Source organism: Streptococcus infantis, assembly GCF_047463615.1.
GTDB classification, from domain to species: domain Bacteria; phylum Bacillota; class Bacilli; order Lactobacillales; family Streptococcaceae; genus Streptococcus; species Streptococcus infantis_X.
This window is the reverse complement of sequence record NZ_JASHDO010000003.1, coordinates 140,868-156,616: the sequence shown is the minus strand read 5'-3', so window position 1 is coordinate 156,616 and position 15,749 is coordinate 140,868. Positions and strand designations below refer to the sequence as shown.

At 41.4% G+C, this 15,749-nt stretch carries 17 protein-coding genes; 3 read left to right on the top strand and 14 right to left on the bottom strand.

Annotation, left to right across the window (positions count from 1 at the left end; genetic code table 11):
* Positions 1-41: 41 nt before the first annotated feature.
* Positions 42-1,049 (bottom strand): catabolite control protein A, encoded by a 1,008-nt coding sequence (gene ccpA, locus QM874_RS04960; protein ID WP_414316445.1) that lies wholly within the window; start codon positions 1,047-1,049, stop codon positions 42-44.
* Positions 1,050-1,255: 206 nt separating this feature from the next.
* Between ccpA and QM874_RS04955 the strand changes: the two genes are divergently transcribed.
* The gene (locus QM874_RS04955; RefSeq protein WP_414316444.1) at positions 1,256-1,573 is read left to right on the top strand and encodes a DUF960 domain-containing protein; all 318 of its coding nucleotides are present in this window, start codon (positions 1,256-1,258) and stop codon (positions 1,571-1,573) included.
* Positions 1,574-1,617: 44 nt separating this feature from the next.
* On the opposite strand, the gene folK is transcribed toward QM874_RS04955, so the two are convergent.
* The 5 genes from folK to QM874_RS04930 all read right to left on the bottom strand — a co-directional run bounded on the left by folK (position 1,618) and on the right by QM874_RS04930 (position 6,768).
* Complete coding sequence (folK, locus tag QM874_RS04950; protein WP_414316443.1) at positions 1,618-2,430, bottom strand: 2-amino-4-hydroxy-6-hydroxymethyldihydropteridine diphosphokinase; 813 nt, start codon at positions 2,428-2,430, stop codon at positions 1,618-1,620.
* A gap of 40 nt (positions 2,431-2,470) precedes the next feature.
* Positions 2,471-3,025, bottom strand: a complete 555-nt coding sequence (gene folE, locus QM874_RS04945; RefSeq protein ID WP_049510294.1) for a GTP cyclohydrolase I FolE — start codon at positions 3,023-3,025, stop codon at positions 2,471-2,473.
* A 1-nt stretch (position 3,026) separates the two neighbouring features.
* On the bottom strand, positions 3,027-4,325 hold the full coding sequence (locus QM874_RS04940) for a bifunctional folylpolyglutamate synthase/dihydrofolate synthase (protein WP_414316442.1): 1,299 nt from the start codon (positions 4,323-4,325) through the stop codon (positions 3,027-3,029).
* A 1-nt stretch (position 4,326) separates the two neighbouring features.
* Positions 4,327-5,271 carry a dihydropteroate synthase gene (gene folP / locus QM874_RS04935; protein WP_414316441.1) on the bottom strand — a complete coding sequence of 315 codons (945 nt, stop codon included), beginning with the start codon at positions 5,269-5,271 and terminating at the stop codon, positions 4,327-4,329.
* Positions 5,272-5,568: 297 nt separating this feature from the next.
* Complete coding sequence (locus tag QM874_RS04930; protein WP_195563845.1) at positions 5,569-6,768, bottom strand: phosphoglycerate kinase; 1,200 nt, start codon at positions 6,766-6,768, stop codon at positions 5,569-5,571.
* Between the two features lie 144 nt (positions 6,769-6,912).
* On the opposite strand from QM874_RS04930, the gene QM874_RS04925 reads away from it, so the two are divergent.
* Both QM874_RS04925 and QM874_RS04920 read left to right on the top strand, forming a co-directional pair.
* Positions 6,913-7,092, top strand: coding sequence for a hypothetical protein (locus QM874_RS04925; protein WP_414316440.1), 180 nt, complete (start codon positions 6,913-6,915; stop codon positions 7,090-7,092).
* A 33-nt stretch (positions 7,093-7,125) separates the two neighbouring features.
* Positions 7,126-7,620 carry a hypothetical protein gene (locus QM874_RS04920; RefSeq protein ID WP_414316439.1) on the top strand — a complete coding sequence of 165 codons (495 nt, stop codon included), beginning with the start codon at positions 7,126-7,128 and terminating at the stop codon, positions 7,618-7,620.
* A 458-nt stretch (positions 7,621-8,078) separates the two neighbouring features.
* Here QM874_RS04920 and ileS read toward each other — a convergent pair whose 3' ends face one another.
* The 8 genes from ileS to ftsZ all read right to left on the bottom strand — a co-directional run bounded on the left by ileS (position 8,079) and on the right by ftsZ (position 15,734).
* On the bottom strand, positions 8,079-10,871 hold the full coding sequence (gene ileS, locus QM874_RS04915) for an isoleucine--tRNA ligase (protein WP_414316438.1): 2,793 nt from the start codon (positions 10,869-10,871) through the stop codon (positions 8,079-8,081).
* 255 nt (positions 10,872-11,126) lie between these two features.
* Positions 11,127-11,912: a DivIVA domain-containing protein gene (locus QM874_RS04910; protein WP_414270648.1), complete on the bottom strand. Its 786-nt coding sequence runs from the start codon at positions 11,910-11,912 to the stop codon at positions 11,127-11,129.
* 16 nt (positions 11,913-11,928) lie between these two features.
* Positions 11,929-12,183 (bottom strand): DivIVA domain-containing protein, encoded by a 255-nt coding sequence (locus tag QM874_RS04905; protein ID WP_414316437.1) that lies wholly within the window; start codon positions 12,181-12,183, stop codon positions 11,929-11,931.
* Positions 12,184-12,191: 8 nt separating this feature from the next.
* Entirely contained in the window at positions 12,192-12,980 is a 789-nt protein-coding gene (locus QM874_RS04900; protein WP_414316436.1) for an RNA-binding protein, read from the bottom strand.
* Entirely contained in the window at positions 12,977-13,240 is a 264-nt protein-coding gene (locus QM874_RS04895) for a YggT family protein (protein WP_414316435.1), read from the bottom strand. The genes QM874_RS04900 and QM874_RS04895 overlap by 4 nt, the downstream gene beginning before the upstream one ends.
* Positions 13,240-13,791 carry a cell division protein SepF gene (locus QM874_RS04890; RefSeq protein ID WP_075229812.1) on the bottom strand — a complete coding sequence of 184 codons (552 nt, stop codon included), beginning with the start codon at positions 13,789-13,791 and terminating at the stop codon, positions 13,240-13,242. The genes QM874_RS04895 and QM874_RS04890 overlap by 1 nt, the downstream gene beginning before the upstream one ends.
* Before the next feature lie 9 nt (positions 13,792-13,800).
* Entirely contained in the window at positions 13,801-14,472 is a 672-nt protein-coding gene (locus QM874_RS04885; protein ID WP_414316434.1) for a YggS family pyridoxal phosphate-dependent enzyme, read from the bottom strand.
* A 5-nt stretch (positions 14,473-14,477) separates the two neighbouring features.
* A complete protein-coding gene (gene ftsZ, locus QM874_RS04880) occupies positions 14,478-15,734 on the bottom strand; it encodes a cell division protein FtsZ (RefSeq protein ID WP_049548722.1) in 1,257 nt (418 codons plus the stop codon).
* Positions 15,735-15,749 lie beyond the last annotated feature (15 nt).

Genomic DNA, 15,749 nt, shown 5'->3' with positions numbered 1-15,749 from the left:
CTAAAAAGCGAGGTCGGGATTTTGATCCCGACCTCGTTTTCTTATTCTTTTCGAGTTGAACGGCGTTCAATCAAACCATGTGGTAGGAGAACTTCACGTTCTTCTAACTCTTCCTTGTGCATAATCTTAGTCAACATACGCATACTAATGGCACCTAGGTCATACAAAGGTTGAGCAATGGTTGTTAGATTTGGACGAGTGTAGTGCGCGATTTGTGAATCATCACTGGTAATAATTTCGAACTCTTCTGGTACAGAAACTCCCTTGTCAGCAAGTCCGTTCAACACACCTGCTGCCAGTTCATCTCCTGTAACAATCGCTGCTGTTGCTTTAGAAGAAATCAAACGTTCTGCCAAGGCATAACCATCATCATAACGGTATTTTGATTCAAAAACAAGACCTTCACTGTAGTTAATTCCCGCTTCTTTCAAAGCATCTTTATAACCAGCCAAGCGAATTTTCCCGTTGATGTCATCCACTAATGGTCCACTAATAAAAGCAATTTTTTTATTTCGTTTCAAGAGGTGGCGGACTGCATCAACAGTAGCATGTTTATAGTCAATATTGACACTTGGAAGTTGGTGTTCTACGTCCACTGTCCCCGCGAGAACCACAGGAGTACGTGAGCGTGAAAACTCTGAGCGAATCTTCTCAGTTAAATGATAACCCATGAAGATAACGCCATCCACCTGTTTAGAAAAAAGAGTATTGACTACAGATACTTCCTTCTCATCATCTTCGTCACTATTGGCAAGGACGATGTTGTATTTGTACATTTCCGCGATATCATCAATCCCTTTAGCAAGGGTAGAGAAATAAGTATTTGTGATATCTGGAATGACGACTCCAACTGTTGTCGTTTTCTTGCTTGCTAGACCACGTGCTACTGCATTTGGACGATAATCAAGACGGTCGATGACCTCTAAAACCTTCTTGCGAGTGTTTTCCTTGACGTTCTTATTGCCATTAACAACACGACTAACAGTCGCCATTGACACTCCTGCTTCTCGGGCAACGTCATAAATTGTTACTGTATCATCTGTATTCATTCCGTTTCCTTTCTACTTTGAAAATTTTGTTTTCATGATTCCACTATTTTCATTCTACCACTTATTGTAAGCATTTTCAAGCATTTGATGAAGAATCGTTGAAAAAAGTTTCAAAAACATTCACAACTTTTTAAAAGCAGTTGACTTTTCTTGATTTTTCTAGCAGTTTGCAGTATGATAATAAGAAAATCAATCAGGAGAAACGGATGGCTTTTACAGATTCCCATAGACGGTGCGCCAGTTTCGGTGTTGTGACCAATCTACCCGATGATGTTATCGACTCTATCTGGTATATTATTGATCATTTTTTAAAGCATGTTTTTGAACTAGAAGATGAGCTCGAATTTCGACTTTTGAATCATGAAGGCTCCATCACTTTTCGTTTTTCTAGTCAACACCTACCGACTACGATTGAATTTGATTTTAATCACCCCTTTGATCCACTCTACCCACCAAAAGTTCTGGTGCTAGATATGGATGGCAAGGAAACCATTCTCCTCCCTGAAGAAAATGATCTATTTTAAAAACTCTAGTCTCCTCTGTAAATAATTCGGAAACTAGAGTTTTCTTATTTTTTCAATTCTTGATACAAGTGACGAATTGGTTGTCCCAAGACTGGATGGATGAAATGAGGTGCAATTTCCTGCAGAGACTCTAAGACAAAGAGACGCTCAGCGATATAAGGATGCGGCAAGATAAGCTCGTCTGTATAGATGACCTGGTCCTCTACAAAAAGCAAATCCAGGTCAATCAAGCGAGGTCCCCAATGAACCTCTCTAACCCTTCCCATCTCTGATTCAATTTCTAACAAGGTTTCTAACAAGATTGGAGCTGGAAGCCAAGTTTCCACTTCAATGACTTGATTGGCAAAGCTCTCCTGCTCCACACCACCCCAAGGTTCAGTCCTAATCACACTAGACTCTTTGAGAATGTGGATGCCACGAGCTCGCATATAGTCAATAGCTTGCTTGAGATTCGCCGTCTTATCCCCCATATTACTTCCCAAGGCAATAAAGGCTCGCTGCTTACGGCGATGGATAGTTACTGAACAGGTCTCCAGGGGCAGATGAACAGGTGCCCATGGTTTTTTGAGTGCCAGCTCAATCTCTTGAACGATAGGGTAGGTCTCAAATGTACGCTCTACAAGTTTATAGGCTACCGTTTCAATCAGGTCTTCGCTTTCTTCCTGAAACCAAGTCGTCCATTGTTGGCAAAGTTCTCCGTAGTGGACAGAAGCAGTTAAATCCAAGTCTGTCGCAGCCTTGGTCATATCATAGGATAAGCTAGCTGAAACGACAAACTTCTGCCCCAGTTCCTTCTCACTAGGAAAGAGTCCATGAAAGGCGAAAATTTCTAAGTCTTTAATTCGCAGTTGATCCATAACTAGTCCTTTCTAGAAAAATCCGCTTAACGCGGATTTTTTAAAGTCCCATGAGACGATAAGCTTGATCACGAAGATCCTTATCTGTCTCAAATAGACCACGAGCCACTGTTGTCAAGGTTGCAGTTCCTGGTTTTCGAACACCGCGCATACTCATACACATATGCTCCGCTTCAATGACAACAAAAGCTCCCTTAGCACCCAAATACTCCATCAAGGCATCGGCCACCTCAATATTCAAACGCTCTTGAATCTGTGGCTTTTTAGAGTAGACTTCCACCGTACGAGCTAACTTTGATAAGCCTGCTACACGGCCATCTGGAATGTAGGCAATATGAGCCTTCCCATAAAAGGGCAAGAAGTGGTGTTCACACATGGTATGGAAAAAGATATCCTTTTCCACTACCATATTGTCATCGATAATCTCAAAGGACTTTGACAGGTGCTCTTCAGCAGTTTGCCCAAGACCTGAAAAAATCTCTTGGTACATACGAGCGACACGGGCTGGTGTTTCCTGCAAGCCTTCGCGATTTGCATCCTCACCAACTGCCTCGATAATCATTTTTACAGCTTCTTCAATCTTTTGTGTATCCATTCTAATTTTTCCCCTCCATTAGGTAGGCTCTCACTTGGGCTAAAAAGTATAATGAACCCGTGATAATCCTAACTGTTTTTTTCTCTTCATTTTCTGATAATTTTTGGTCTAGAAATTCTTGCCAATCTTGGTAGTTGAGATTTCTAGAATCAGACATCTCTTTCAAGACTTTTTCATCCGTCGCCCGACTATCCTCAAAATGAGTTAGCGTAATCTTAGTACCGGGCAAGGTTTCTAGCAAGTCCAACATATCCTCCAAGGCCTTGGTTTTGATGCAAGTAAAGAGGACTTCTTTCTGATAATTCGCAAAGCGTTCTTTCAAGGTAGCCAACAAAGCCTTGATAGCATGAGGATTGTGTGCTCCATCCAAAATCATCAAGGGTTCTCTAGAAACAACTTCCAAGCGTCCAGGCCAGCTTGTTTCTTCTAAAGCTTGAGCCACTAAAGCATTATCTGACAATTCTCGATCAGTCGCTTGGCAATAGCTATCTAACAAGGCCAGCGCCATCCCTGCATTCTCTATCTGGTGCAAACCCAGCAATCCTGTCTGGAAGCGACCTTGTCTAACAGCACTTGTATAGTCAAAGACCTCGCCAGTTACAATACTCTCATAATGACTGACTTGATAGGCATCTCCATAGGCGATTCTGGTAGCTTGTTTCGCTTTTGCAATCTGGTCAATAACCACCAAGGCTTCTGGGACAATGTGTCCTGTCACTAGAGGAACTCCTTGCTTGATAATCCCTGCTTTCTGCTCTGCGATGGCTTCCAAGCTATCCCCTAAAAGCGCTACATGGTCTAATCCAATAGTCGTGATGCCAGTCAAGATAGGTTGACAGACATTAGTGCTATCCAAAAGTCCGCCCATACCAACTTCCATAATCGCCACATCGACTTGTTCAGATGCAAAATAGTCATAGGCTATGGCAGTGATAATCTCGAATTCTGTCGTTCCTTGCAAGGCATGAGCATGTTCCCCTTCAAGTAGTAAACAATAATCCGCCATCAAGGACTCTAATCTTGCTTCTGGGATAGATTCCCCATTAATGGCAATCTGGTCGGTATAATGAATCAGATAGGGTGAGCTAAAGACTCCAACTCTTAGCCCCATCTTTTCCAGCATCTTTTTCAAAAAGGCTATGGTAGATCCCTTGCCGTTGGTCCCTCCAATATGGATAACCTTAAGCTTAAGATGGGGATTGCCTCGTAAAGCTAAAAGCTCTACCATTCTTTCCAAACCAAAGTGTGGTTGGTCTGTCCGGTAGTGGGCAATCCACTGATTGGTTTCGTTTTTATTCATCTTACTTATATTGTTTCAAATCTAAATTTTCCGCATGGTCTGCCAGACGGATAGCAGACGCAATTTCAACTGCCATCTTGTGGCTGGCTACATCGTGCACGCGCACCACTTCTACACCCTGTCTAGCAGCAATACTAGTTACATGAGCCGAAGCAGCATCACGATTGCGGAAGCCTTCTTCAGTTTCCGGGTTTACTTCAAATCCATTTTCTTCCAGAATATTGATGACAAAGCGCTTGCGAGAAACTCCTAGAAAGATAGGATAGCCCATTTTGTGTAATTTATCAAGATCACGTAGGAGGATGAGATTTTCCTTTTTGGTCAAGCCAAAGCCAATCCCTGGATCCAGCATGATGTTTTCTTTCGAAATCCCTGCTTTTTCCGCTCTTACTAGAGCACGATCAAAGAAAGTTGCCATCAATTCTTCAACTGATAGTTGTTCAAAGTCTGCTAAGTCTTCTTTTGTAAAAGGCTCTCCAAATCCAAAATGAGGGAAGATAAGTGAACTAGGGTGCTGAGGGCGTGCCATGACTGGATTAAACATGATGACTACCTGAGCTCCAGCCCTGGCAACCACCTCTGCCATCTTCTCATCCCCCATAAGGCCTGTAATGTCATTGACTATATTGGCTCCAGCCTGTAAAGCCGCTTCAGCCACTTGGCTTTTCCAAGTATCGACCGAAATCAGAACATCACTTTCTTGACGAATAGCCTGAATGACTGGAACCACACGTTGGATTTCCTCTTCAATCTCAACATAGCTACTTCCAGGTCGAGTGGATTCTCCACCAATATCTAGGATAGTGGCTCCTTCGTCTATCAATTTTCTAGCCTGTTTCAAGGCTTCCTCAACAGCAAAAAATTGACCCCCATCAGAGAAAGAATCTGGGGTGACATTGATAATACCGCAAATAGCTGTTTTTGTATGATTGTCTCTTTTTTCCACGATTATTACTCAAATTTCATTTATATTGGTATTCCTCTATTTTACTGTTTTTTTTGGATTCTGTCCAATTATCCCTCGCTACTCTCAAACTTTAAAAGAGCGAAAAAAAGAGAGTGGGACAGAAACCGGTAATTCGTTAGAATTCGATTTCGTCGTCCCACCTCCGCACAGTTGAGTAGGGCTGTAAAAGCTGATGAAATCAGCGTAGTAGAGACCACTCAACAACTGCGTCCTGCTCGAAAATCCAAAGACAATTGAGAGGCTAGGACTTTTGTCCCAGCCTCCTTTTTTATAATCTTATTTTTCAGTCAAAGCTGCAAGTCCTGGAAGAACTTTACCTTCAAGAAGCTCCATTGAAGCTCCACCACCAGTAGAAATCCATGAGAACTTGTCTGCACGTCCAAGGTTGATAGCTGCAGCAGCTGAGTCACCACCACCGATGATTGATTTAACACCTGGTTGTTTCACGATAGCGTCCATCACACCGATTGTACCAGCTTGGAAGTCAGGGTTTTCAAATACACCCATTGGTCCATTCCATACAACTGTTTTCGCACCAGTCAAAGCTTCGTCAAACTTAGCGATAGATTTAGGACCGATATCCAAACCAAGGAATCCTGGATCTACTGCTTCACCTTCAGTGTCTTTGACTTCAGTGTAGTCAGCAAATGCGTTTGCTTCTTTTGAGTCAACTGGCAAGATCAATTTGCCGTTTGCTTTTTCAAGAAGAGCTTTGGCAACATCCAATTTGTCTTCTTCCACAAGTGAGTTACCGATTTCGATACCTTGTGCTTTGTAGAATGTATAAGTCATCCCACCACCGATAAGAACCTTATCAGCTTTTTCAAGCAAGTTTTCGATAACACCGATCTTGTCTGAAACTTTTGAACCACCAAGGATAGCCACGAATGGACGTTCTGGAGCTTCAACTGCTTCTTGGATGTAGGCAATTTCGTTTTCAAGAAGGAATCCAGCAACTGCTTTTTCAACGTTTGCTGAGATACCAACGTTAGATGCGTGTGCACGGTGAGCTGTACCGAATGCATCGTTTACGAAGATACCATCTCCAAGTGATGCCCAGTATTTACCAAGTTCAGGATCGTTTTTAGATTCTTTCTTGCCGTCAACATCTTCGTAACGAGTGTTTTCAACCAAGAGAACTTGTCCATCTTCAAGAGCGTTAATCGCTGCTTCCAATTCAGCACCACGAGTAACACCTGGAATAAATGTAACTTCTTGACCCAATTTAGCAGCCAAGTCAGCAGCTACAGGAGCAAGTGATTTACCTTCTTTGTCTGCTTCTTCTTTAACACGTCCAAGGTGAGAGAAGAGGATTGCACGTCCACCTTGTTCAAGGATGTACTTGATAGTTGGAAGAGCTGCAGTGATACGGTTATCATTAGTAATCACGCCATCTTTTACAGGTACGTTGAAGTCGACACGAACGAGAACTTTTTTCCCTTTCAAGTCAACGTCTTTAACAGTCAATTTTGCCATTGGATATGACTCCTTCTTTTTTTTTACGTGTTAATTATATCACAAAATCAATAAAAGAGATAGCAAAACCTTAAACTTTTCCAGTTCTTTATTGCCCTTTATTTCTTATTGTTTTATAATAAAAAATAAGATAAGGAGCGCTAAATGATGAAAAGTACTCTAACAGATAAGCAAAAAGAGGCAGATTCAGACCTCAATATCATTGTCATTTTGACAATTCTTTCTTTTATAGGATACATCCTTTTCCAAAAACAAATACTTGACTTCTCTCACCAAACAGAGTTTCCCGTCTGGATTCGTCTTCTTTTTCTCGCAACTCTCTAGTTTTATGTTGCTGGATTGGGGACGAGCGTAGTAATGATTCGAAGAAAAGAAAGCTGGAAACAATATGGTTTGCTAGCTAAACACTTCCTCCCAACCCTCATTCAGACGGCTACTATCTGTCTCCCCTTACTTCTTTTTCTCATCAGTAGAGGGCAGATTCATTCCTATATCCCCTTTCAATCCATCCTCTTAACCAGAGAAGTTCTGGCAAGTTCTTTTCCGACAAATATCTTGGGTTTCCTCCTTATTGGACTTATCTGGGGATTCTGGGAAGGTTTTAATTATGTTGTCATTGCAAACAAAATTAACTGTCGCTTTCCATCACATCAGACTTGGCTTGATTACGGAGCCTTGACTTGTGCTCTTATCTGTCTGATGATTCATGGGATGATTAGTTTTCATCTCCATGCCATTTTAGAGGCTTTGTCTGTTTTTATCTTGATTTATGGTATGCTCGTCATTCAAAAGAGAACAGGCAACGCTTGGGGTTGTATTTTTATCTTCCTATTCATTTGGAACGCATTTTAACCCCCAAACAAGATTTTCACTTCTTAAACTCAAAAAGAGGTTGGGACAACAGATCCCAACCTCACTTTTTATTAGCAATTAAACTTTGACGCGGTAGCTGATTGAACTTTTTGTTCGTCTTTTAGACTCCAAAAAGCTCCTAATCATCCTCGCGGGGCTGGGACTACGAAATCGAGACTTTGTCTATCGATTTCTGTCCCACCGCCTTCTTTTTATTTCTAAGAAATTACATTAAGCAAAGTTATTAACTTACTCTTCTTTTTTCTTTTGAGCTAGAGGTAAAAATTAGTAATTAGACTAAAAATGCGAACAAGAAAGAATTCTGAGTAGCAGAAAACTATCTTTGTTCGCTTTTTTAGTTTTCGTTCTAGCCTAGAGGGTGAAGTTCCCCTCACCTCTTCCAGTTAACAAAAAGACTTTTATTAACCGCAAGGACACTCATAGGTCTAGTGATAGCATTATTTGACTTCAAAACCTTCTGCGACTGCGTCTCCAAAGTTTTCTTCTACGATGCTTGCACAGTGATCGCAGATAGTTGCATGGTAGCTACGTTCTGCTGTACTTGGATCGATACGGCGGCAACGGTCACAAACCTCACCAGCTGCACGTTCAACAGTGAAGGCAACATCTTCGAAGGCAACTGCATCTTCTGGAGCTGGTCCTTCTGCGATGGTCAAGTCTGACACAATCAAGAGTTGAGCAACATTACTACTTACTGCTGCGAGGAGCGTTTTCACAACTTCGTTTGGATAAACAGTCAAGTGAGCTTCAAGCGATTTACCGATGACTTTTGTATTACGAGCTTCTTCCAAGGCTTTTTGAGCTTGTCCACGGAAGTCCATGAAGGCTGACCATGTATCCAAGATTTCTTCTTGATTAGCGAATGTTTGAGCTTCTGGTAATTCTGACAATTGAACGAATTCTTCAGCTTCAAACTCAAGATATGACCAGATTTCTTCCGCAGTGTGAGGAAGGATTGGGGTCAAGAGTTTGGTGATTTTCACAAGGATGTCATAGAAGACAGTTTGCATTTGACGGCGTTCGAGTGATTTAGCACCTTCAATGTAAACAACGTCTTTAGCAAAATCAAGGTAGAAGGCTGACAAGTCAACGTTGATAAAGTTCACTAGTGCTTTATAGATTGTCAAAAATTCAAAGTCAGCATAAGCATCACGAATGGTCTTGACAAGTTGGTTAAAGCGGATGGTCATGTACTTATCAACTGAACGAAGTTCTTCGTAAGCCACTGCGTCTTGAGCTGGGTTAAAGTCAGAAGTATTAGCAATCAAGAAACGAAGGGTGTTACGAATCTTACGATAAGTCTCAGAGACTTGGCTCAAGATATCCATAGAGATACGCACGTCGTTGCTTGAGTCAACACTTGTTACCCAGAGACGCAAGATTTCAGCACCAAATTGTTTTTCAACATCGCTTGGAGCAATGGTATTTCCAAGAGATTTAGACATCTTCTCACCTTTACCATCCAAAGCAAAACCTTGTGACAAGATTTGTTTGTAAGGTGCTACGCCATGGTTAGCCACAGATGTGATAAGTGAAGAGTTGAACCAACCACGGTACTGGTCAGAACCTTCTAGGTAGAGGTCTGCCGGATATTTAAGTTCTGGGCGATTAACCACAACCCCGTTCCACGAAGAACCTGAGTCGAACCATACATCCATGATGTCTGTTTCTTTCTTGAACTCACCATTTGGTGAACCTGGATGTGTAAATCCTTCTGGCAAGAGGTCTTTAGCATCACGTTCCCACCAGATGATGGAACCATGCTCTTCAAAGAGTTGAGCTACATGCTCAATCGTTTCAGCTGTCATGATTGGTGTGCCGTCTTCTGCGTAGAAGATTGGAAGTGGAACACCCCAAGCACGTTGACGAGAGATAACCCAGTCACCACGGTCACGGATCATGTTGTAAAGACGGACTTTACCCCATTCTGAGTGGAATTTTACTTTTTCAATTTCGTCCAAGATTTCTTGACGGAATTTTGATACAGAGGCAAACCATTGTGGCACTGCACGCCAGATGATTGGTTTTTTCGTACGCCAGTCAAAAGGGTATGAGTGAGAGATTTCTTCTTGGGCAAGAAGCAAATCACCAAGTTTTTCAATGACAGTTGGAACCACCTTGTCATAGAATTGTCCTTCAAACTCAGGACCAGCATTAGCCATCATAATCCCTCGTTCGTTAACTGTCACAGCAACTTCTAGACCATTAGCAATACCAACATTGTAGTCGTCCTCACCGAAACCAGGGGCTGTATGGACGATACCAGTACCAGAGTCAGTCGTAACGTGGTCACCAAGGATAACAAGTTCATCTACTGCAGTATCCCATGGGTGTTCTGTCACGATTTGGTTCAATTCTTGTCCACGATAAGTTGCCAAAACTTGAACATCAGACCAACCAAACTTCTCAGACAAGCTATTCAATAGTTCTGAAGCGACCACAAACTTACGATTTTCACCAGCAGGTTGTACGACTACATAGTCAATATCTGCTCCAACAGTCAATCCACGAGAAGCTGTGATGGTGAATGGAGTCGTTGTCCAAACAACAATGTAAGTATCAGCGTCTAAAACACCTTTGCCATCTTTGACCTTGTTGGCATAGTAAAGTGAGGTTGAAACTAAGTCATGGTATTCGATTTCCGCTTCAGCAAGAGCTGACTCAGATGACCATGACCAGTAAACAGGCTTAGCTCCACGGTAGATATAGCCTTTATTAGCCATTTCACCGAAGACACGGATTTGCGCTGCTTCATAGTCAGGAGTCAGTGTTACATATGGATTTTCCCAGTCACCAGAAACACCCAAGCGCTTGAAGTCTTCGCGTTGTTTATCTACTTGAGAAAGAGCGTATTCACGGCAAAGTTTCAAGTACTCAACCAAGTCCATTTCTTTGCGTTTAACACCTTGTTTAGCCAAGACTTGCTCGATTGGCAGACCGTGTGTATCCCAACCTGGGATATAAGGTGCGTAAAATCCTGACATAGACTTAGAACGAACAATGATATCTTTTGAAATCTTGTTCATGGCATGTCCTACGTGGATATTTCCGTTGGCATACGGAGGGCCATCATGAAGAGTGAAGTGAGGTTTCCCTTCATTCAACTCTTGACGACATTGGTAGAGTTTTGCTTCTTCCCATTCCTTTTGCCAAACTGGCTCTTTGGTAGGAAGTCCGGCACGCATTGGGAAGTCTGTTTTCCCAAGATTTAAAGTTTCTTTGAGTTTCATAATATCTCCTTTATTATATAGACAAATTAAAAACCACGACTCGCTAAAAAGGACGAAAATCGTGGTACCACCTTTATTCGGAAAAAGAACTAGTCTTTCTCCCTCTTTTCCCGTAACGCGGGCGACGTCAAATCCTACTAACTTCAGACTTGATAACTTGAGAGGATAATCTTATCAACAGGGATTGTAGGACTTCCACCATCTCCTACTCGCTAAAAATATATTTGATAAGATATTGTTCTCAGATTATATTTCTTATAAAAGATCAATAGATTCTGTCAAGGGTGTTGGAAAAGTTTCCCGATTTGAAGAAACTACACCTTCAACAACTGATTCAGAAGAATTAGAAGGAGTTTCTAGCTGAGATTCTACCAATTCTCTGTTGGCAGCTTCAATTCGAGCTTGGAGCTCTGCTACTTCCTCAGGTGAAAACTGACGAGTCATATCAATCGGTTCTTCTTCCTGATATGAAGATACATCTTCACCTAGAACCTCTTCAACTACTTCCTTAAAGGCTTCATCGCTAGTTTGTAGATAAGTAGCTGTTGGGCGCAAAATTTCTTCCCAATCAGATGAATCTACGATAGCCAATTGACTTTCAATCGTGGATTTCAAACGTTGATGGAAGACGCGACTCTTGTTCTTCAATTCTTCTGTCTCTACTGCAACTTTCTTGGCATTGTCAGTTGCTTGACGCAAAATTTCATTGGCCTTGTACTTGGCTTCGTCGAGCAATCGATGTGCATCTTGCTCAGCTTGTTTGATAATATTTTGAGAGCGATCATTGGCTGCTTGCTTGACGCGTTCCGCAGTATCTTGAGCAATCAATACTGACTGGCTCAAAGAATCTTTGATCTCATCAAAATAAGACAAACGCTCTTCTAGATTTTTAATATGTTGCTCTTTTTCGTGGTTGCTACGAACCAGTGTTTCATAGTCACGAACAACAATGTCTAGAAATTCATCAACCTCTTCTGGATTAAAACCTCTAAACTTAGTACTAAAGGTTTTATCCTTAATTTCTAATGACGTAATTGGCATATTTTTCCTCACTTACTTAATAAAAAACAGAATCATTCATTGTTTCTTGTTTTTGCTCATTTGTTACTTGTCTCTTAGGAAAATCATTGATAAAAGCCGACAGACTCTCTTCTAATTTTTTGATATAGTCTTCAGATTCATCCTTGTACCGTATCATTTCCTCATAGTCCCAAAGAATCTTATCTAAAAATTCATCAACTTGATCCTTATCATAGCCTCTGAATTTCGTTGAAAAAACCTGATCCCTAATTTCAAGGGGTGTAACTGGCATATCTTATCTCACTTACTTCGTAGGACTTGGACTGTTATTTTCTTCTTATCTCTTTTCGTCTGGCCATTTTCTCTCAGGATACTTATCCTTCCGAAGCGTCTGACACTTACTAAATCACCTATCTTGACTTGATAGTCAGATTTTTCAACCAGATGGTAATTTACCTGAACATATTTTTTGGCTAATAAATCACTGGTCTGTGATCGAGATAATTTCAAAACATTTGATAAGAAAGCATCCAAGCGCAGACTTGGAAGCAAAACTTCCTTCTCTTGATAATCATTTTGGGCCTCTAACAGATCTTCAAAAGATCTGACTTCCAGTTTAACAGGTAGTTTGGCAATCTTTTGAATCCCGTCTTGAAAGAGAGGAGTGAATTTCTGGTCTACAATGATTTGCGCTCTATTTTCCGTTACTACTATATCACCAAAGAGCTTGCGATCAATACCGAGTCGATTAAGGACCGTTCCCAAAATCTTAGCGTGAGTCAATTGCTCAAATTTGCTAGAATAGACAATCTCAAGCAATGTCATTTCAAAATCCGCTAAATTCGTCGGTATGAAATAATCTGGTACAAGTAGCACACGACTATATTCTGTAGCTACAAAATCATTGCTAGAAAAAACTTGAATCCCATGATTATTTCCCAATGTCTTTAAAATAAAGACCTGATGGGGATTGATAAAGGGAGTTAGGATGGGAGCGTAATGCTCTTCAACCTGTCTAAGCCACTCCAGTCCCTTATCAATGAAAGGAATATCCTCGACTGAGAAATGCTGATAAATATCTTTTCTCATGCTAGTATTAAAAGAAATCGAATGAGATAGTTTCCAACAAGATGAACCAAGATGACAGCCACCCATACTGAAAAGTCAAAACCGCCAAATCTTAGAGGCAGACGACTTAAGGGTTGAAGGATCGGTCTAGCTAAACTAGACAACAAGCGACCTACTTCTGTCTCATAGGCATTTGGAAACCAGGATAAGAGAGCAAAAGCTACAAGTATCCAAGAATAGATATCTGTAGCATTTTGAATGAAGCGAATTAGAAATATCATTATTTCACTCGATTTCTCTTCATATCAAAGTCGAATTCTTCACTCTGAGTTCCCTCAGGCAAGCGAATATCTTCGATATTAACTACAACTCCTACTGGTGTCAAAAGGTACATAGTATTTGCAACTTTTCTCAATTCACCAGCCAATACGTGACGTGCTCCATCTAAATAGTCTAGACAACGGCGTGCTTGTACTTCTGTCATATATTGGAAATCGATCAAAATACTTTCATTACCCGCCAGTAAATCAACGATATCTGTTGCATCTTCGTAGCGACGAGGATAACGAACATCAATGGTTACCTTTTCTGTACTACGATGGCTCTGCATCGCCAACTCTTGCTGACGAGCATGAAGGCGAGTAATATTTTTTTCTTTAGTATTCACTTGTGATGGTTGTGGTAGCTGTTGTGCTTGTGGAAGTTCTTCCTTGGGGGCAGACACTGATGTTAGCGTTTTTTCAGGCTTTAACTCAGCAACGTTTGGTGCCACCTCTTCTCCATCTTCAGTGAAATAATCTATAAACTTATCAAATTTATCTTTTAGTGACATGGTTATTTCCTACTTAAAAAATGCTGTGCCGATTCGAACAAAAGTTGAACCAAACTGAATCGCTTCTTTAAAGTCTCGACTCATTCCCATACTGAGTTCTGTCATCGGCATATTGGGGAGATGTTTTTCTTGAATGGTTTTTTGCAATTCTTGCGTTTCTTTGAATATCTCTTGTAACTCTTGACTTGTTGCTTCAAATGGAGCCATAGTCATCAATCCAACGTACTCAATCTGGTCTAATTGTGAGAGTTCTGGCAAAAGGGCTAAGAGTTCCTCTTTCGAAAAACCATGCTTGCTCTCTTCCTGGGAGATATTTACTTGCAAAAAGCACTTAATCTTGTGGTCCGCTCGTTTTTGAATTTCCTGAGCTAGCTTTAAGGAATCTAAAGCATGAAAATAATCCACATAAGAAATTACTTCCTTGACTTTACGTCTCTGTAAGGTCCCTATCAAATGCCAAGTAAGATTTTTAACACTCAAGGCATGATACTTGTCAAGAAATTTATCAACACGGTTCTCACCGATGTGTTGCACTCCTTGCGAAACCAAAGCAGAGGCTGTTTCAACATCTACATATTTGGTCACCGCAATCACAGAAACCGAATCGTTTTCACGACCGGCTTCCTGAACTGCATTCGATATCTGTTGAAAAACAAGGTTCGTATTTTCTTTTAAATTCATCTTCATTAACGATTTTTAAAGAATGGTGGAGTTTCCAACTCATCTTCATCTGTTGCGGCTGGAACCTCAAAACGTTCTACAGGAGAAACAACTGGATCTCCTTGGCGAACAATGGCATCACGTCTCAAGTCCCAGTCACCAAAGGCTGATGTCTTTGGAGCTTCTGGGCGACGATGACTTGGAGTTGGTAACTCTACTGTATCAGCCATATCAAAATTGCGATCATATGTATGTGTATGGCTAGTTCTAGCAGGTTCACGGTAGGCTGCTTGGCGTGGTTGAGCAGTTACAACTTTCTCAACTTTATCTTGACGTACTCCTGTCGCAACAACCGTCACGCGAATTTCGTCTTTCATAGTCTCATCAATAGATGTTCCAAGCCAGATGTTAACACCATGACCAGCCGCTTGGTTAACAATTTCTGATGCTTCTTCAGCTTCAATCAAAGTCAAGTCCAAACCACCAGTTACGTTAACGATAACATCCTCAGCACCATCGATAGTTGTTTCGAGAAGTGGTGAGTAGATTGCTTTACGAGCAGCTTCTACAACACGTTCTTCACCGCTACCGATACCAATACCCATAAGGGCATTTCCTTTGTTAGCCATAACAGTCTTAACGTCTGCAAAGTCCAAGTTGATCAAACCAGGATTTGTGATCAAATCTGTAATCCCTTGTACACCTTGACGAAGAACGTTGTCTGCTTCACTCAATGCTTCAAGAAGTGGAGTTTTCTTGTCGACGATTTCTAGCAAGTTATTGTTTGAGATAATCAAGAGTGTATCAACATGCTCACGAAGTTCGTTAATCCCTTCGATGGCAAATTGTCCACGTTTGCTTCCTTCAAAGCCAAATGGACGAGTGACAACACCTACTGTCAAAGCTCCAAGACTTTTTGCAATACGAGCGATAACTGGTGCAGCTCCTGTACCAGAACCACCACCCATACCAGCAGTGATGAAGACCATGTCAGCACCGCTGATTGCTTCTGTCAGCACTTCTTCGCTTTCTTCTGCAGCTTTACGACCAACCTCAGGTTGACCTCCTGCACCAAGTCCACGAGTCAATTTAGGGCCAAGCTGGATAACTGTCTCAGCTTTTGTACTGCTCAAAGCCTGTACATCTGTGTTGGCTGCGATAAACTCAACGCCAGAAACGCCTTCGTCAACCATACGGTTGATGGCATTTCCACCACCACCGCCGACACCGATTACTTTAATGACTGCACCTTGTGCAGCTGCTGTATCAAATGAAAATGTCATATTTATATTCCTCTA

Excerpts from the sequence above, each read along its gene's own strand:
- ccpA (WP_414316445.1), bottom strand. The coding sequence starts at position 1,049 with ATGAATACAGATGATACAGTAACAATTTATGACGTTGCCCGAGAAGCA.
- ileS (WP_414316438.1), bottom strand. The coding sequence starts at position 10,871 with ATGAAACTCAAAGAAACTTTAAATCTTGGGAAAACAGACTTCCCAATG.
- QM874_RS04905 (WP_414316437.1), bottom strand. The coding sequence starts at position 12,183 with ATGCCAGTTACACCCCTTGAAATTAGGGATCAGGTTTTTTCAACGAAA.
- QM874_RS04940 (WP_414316442.1), bottom strand. The coding sequence starts at position 4,325 with ATGAATAAAAACGAAACCAATCAGTGGATTGCCCACTACCGGACAGAC.
- QM874_RS04885 (WP_414316434.1), bottom strand. The coding sequence starts at position 14,472 with ATGAATTTAAAAGAAAATACGAACCTTGTTTTTCAACAGATATCGAAT.
- folK (WP_414316443.1), bottom strand. The coding sequence starts at position 2,430 with ATGGATCAACTGCGAATTAAAGACTTAGAAATTTTCGCCTTTCATGGA.
- ftsZ (WP_049548722.1), bottom strand. The coding sequence starts at position 15,734 with ATGACATTTTCATTTGATACAGCAGCTGCACAAGGTGCAGTCATTAAA.
- QM874_RS04895 (WP_414316435.1), bottom strand. The coding sequence starts at position 13,240 with ATGATATTTCTAATTCGCTTCATTCAAAATGCTACAGATATCTATTCT.
- QM874_RS04900 (WP_414316436.1), bottom strand. The coding sequence starts at position 12,980 with ATGAGAAAAGATATTTATCAGCATTTCTCAGTCGAGGATATTCCTTTC.
- folE (WP_049510294.1), bottom strand. The coding sequence starts at position 3,025 with ATGGATACACAAAAGATTGAAGAAGCTGTAAAAATGATTATCGAGGCA.
- QM874_RS04910 (WP_414270648.1), bottom strand. The coding sequence starts at position 11,912 with ATGCCAATTACGTCATTAGAAATTAAGGATAAAACCTTTAGTACTAAG.
- QM874_RS04925 (WP_414316440.1), top strand. The coding sequence starts at position 6,913 with ATGATGAAAAGTACTCTAACAGATAAGCAAAAAGAGGCAGATTCAGAC.
- QM874_RS04955 (WP_414316444.1), top strand. The coding sequence starts at position 1,256 with ATGGCTTTTACAGATTCCCATAGACGGTGCGCCAGTTTCGGTGTTGTG.
- QM874_RS04930 (WP_195563845.1), bottom strand. The coding sequence starts at position 6,768 with ATGGCAAAATTGACTGTTAAAGACGTTGACTTGAAAGGGAAAAAAGTT.
- QM874_RS04920 (WP_414316439.1), top strand. The coding sequence starts at position 7,126 with ATGATTCGAAGAAAAGAAAGCTGGAAACAATATGGTTTGCTAGCTAAA.
- QM874_RS04890 (WP_075229812.1), bottom strand. The coding sequence starts at position 13,791 with ATGTCACTAAAAGATAAATTTGATAAGTTTATAGATTATTTCACTGAA.